The following is a 2,421-nucleotide window of genomic DNA, read 5'->3' as shown; positions in this document are numbered from 1 at the left end:
GGCTCGACCTGATCATCGCCCCGTCGCGCGGCATTCTGGACGAGACCGCCGCCGATCTCGGCGCACTCTCCATCCCGCTGGTCTGGATTCCCAACGTCGTGGACCTGCGGCGCGCCTCGGCGGGGGAGAAGGCCGCGCCGGCGGCGACGCCGCCGGCGCTGGTGGCCATGGGCAGGTTCGTCTCCTGGAAGCGCTTCGACCTGGCGATCGAGGCGGTGGCGAGGCTGCCGAGAGGCTCGGTGCGTCTCGATCTGATCGGAGACGGTCCGGAGCGCGGCTCCCTGGAGCGCCTGGCCCGGGAGCGGGGGATCGCCGATTGGGTACGGTTCCACGGATATCAGACGAATCCCTTCCCGCTGTTGAGAAACGCCTCCATCGGCATCCTGCCCTCGGAGTTCGAGCCGTTCGGCAACGTGATCATCGAGATGTTCTCGGCGGGGCTGCCGGTCATTGCTTTCGACGTCGACTACGGACCGCGGGAGATCATCCGCGACGGCAGCAACGGCATCCTGGTGCGCGGACCGAATCCGGCGGCGCTTGCCGAGGCGATGGCGGCACTCCTGGGCGACCCCGAAGCGATCGCCGGCATGGGCGAGCAGGCCAGGAAGGATGCGGAGACCGGATACACGGTTCAGCGGGCGGTGAGCGGCTACGAGGCCTGCTTCGCGCGCCTGAAGGGCGGCGCCCTCGAGGGAGGGCTCCCATGCTGAAAGACCTCGGTATCCAGGGCGGCGATGCGCTGGCGGAAGCGGCTGCCGCGATCCCGTCTCCTCCACGGGTCCTGGTGGTCACCAGCATGTACCCGAGCGAGGAGCGCCCCGCCTTCGGGAACTTTGTGCGGCGTCAGGTGGAGGCCCTGCGCGCCGCCGGCTCGATCCAGGAGGTCCTGCAGATCGAAGGCTGGCGCTCGCGCACCAATTACCTGCGCGCCATCGGGCGGATCCGCCGCGCGGTCAACAGCGGGCGGCACGACCTGGTGCACGCTTACTATGGCCTGTGCGGCTTCGTCGCCGCCTGCCAGAGCCGCCTTCCCCTGGTCGTGACTTACTGCGGCAGCGATCTCAATCCCGGATACGCCGGCCGCGAGCGCGCCCCTTTGAAATCCCGCGTCATTATCGCCCTCGGCCAGGCGGCCGCAGTGCGGGCCCGCCGGTGTCTGGTCCGCTCCCGGGAGATGCAGGACCGCCTGCTCTGGCCCGGCGCGCGGGCGCGCGCCCGCATCATCGTGAGCGGCCTGGATCTCGAGCTCTTCCGCCCGGAGGCGCGCACGAGCGCGCGCCGGAGACTGGGCTGGGAAGAGGATCGCCCCACGGTCCTGTTCGTCTGCTCCGATCCGTCGCTGCCGGCCGTGAAGCGCCCGGAGCTGGCCCGCGCGGTCCTCTCCGAAGTGCGCAAGGCGGTCCCGGGAGCCGAGCTGAAGATTGCGGCGGGGCTGACTCAGGCCGCGCTTCCGGCCTATTACAACGCCGCCGATCTCCTGCTGCTCACCTCCGCCAACGAAGGTTCCCCCAACGTCGTCAGGGAAGCGCTCGCCTGCGGCCTCCCGGTCGTGAGCACGCGGGTCGGCGACGTGCAGGAAGTCCTGGAAGGTCTCCGGGGTTGCTGGGTGTGCGACGCGGATCCGATCGCTCTCTCCTCGAGAGTGGTCGAAGTCCTGATGTCCCGCGAGCGGACCGACCCGGGGGGACGGCTCGCGGGCACCACCCTCGAGGCGGTCACCCGGGCGATCCTGGAGACCTATCGCGAGGCTTTGGTCCCCCCGGAGAGGGGCCATCGATCGACCGTGCCCGAAAGGAGGACGGCCTCGTGAAGCGGAGCTTCATGGGATTCTCGGTCGACGCGATCTCCTTGGAGGAGACCGCCGCGATCGCGGCGGCGGCAATCGCGGCGCGACGACCGATGGTCCACTGCTCCCTCAACGCCCTGAAGGTCGTGGAGGCCCGCAGGGACCCGCGGGTGCGCAGGATGCTGGAGGACTTCGACCTTCTTACCGCCGACGGGGCCTCGGTTGCCTGGGGGCTGCGGCTGCTGGGCGGCTATCCGGCGGAGCGGGTGGCGGGCGTCGATCTGATGGCTCGCCTCCTGGTAGAGGGTGCGGCGCACGGCTGGCGATTCTTCCTCCTGGGGGCCAGTCCGGAGGTCTCCGCGACGCTTCCCTCCCGAATCGAATCGGCATTCCCCGGGGTGCGGGTGGCGGGGACCCACCACGGCTATTTCGACACCGCCGAGGAAGGCCGGATTGTCGGCCTGATTCGCGACAGCGCCGCCGACGTCCTGTTCGTTGGCATGCCTTCTCCACGCAAGGAGAGGTTTCTCCTGGAGCACCGCAACACACTCGCCGTGCCCTTCGCCATGGGCGTCGGCGGGGGTCTGGACCTCCTGGCGGGCAAGACGCGCCGCGCTCCAGACTGGATGCGCCGC

General features: G+C 70.0%; 3 protein-coding genes. All 3 read left to right on the top strand.

Translation table 11 applies throughout. The features are described from left to right. Positions 1-710, top strand: a 710-nt coding sequence (locus tag VFW45_16850) for a glycosyltransferase (GenBank protein ID HEU5182457.1), incomplete at its 5' end; no start/stop codon positions are given. Next, positions 704-1,810: a glycosyltransferase gene (locus VFW45_16845; GenBank protein HEU5182456.1), complete on the top strand. Its 1,107-nt coding sequence runs from the start codon at positions 704-706 to the stop codon at positions 1,808-1,810. The genes VFW45_16850 and VFW45_16845, both read left to right, overlap by 7 nt. Then, positions 1,807-2,421: WecB/TagA/CpsF family glycosyltransferase (locus VFW45_16840; GenBank protein ID HEU5182455.1), on the top strand; the 615-nt coding region annotated here is incomplete at its 3' end. The genes VFW45_16845 and VFW45_16840, both read left to right, overlap by 4 nt.

The organism is Candidatus Polarisedimenticolia bacterium (genome assembly GCA_035764505.1).
In the GTDB taxonomy this organism is placed as follows: domain Bacteria; phylum Acidobacteriota; class Polarisedimenticolia; order Gp22-AA2; family AA152; genus AA152.
Note: the sequence above shows the minus strand (reverse complement) of the source record. Positions and strands in the feature narration are given on the sequence as shown.

What these genes read in the sequence shown, in the direction of transcription:
- VFW45_16845 (HEU5182456.1), top strand. Translation starts at nt 704, where the DNA reads ATGCTGAAAGACCTCGGTATCCAGGGCGGCGATGCGCTGGCGGAAGCG.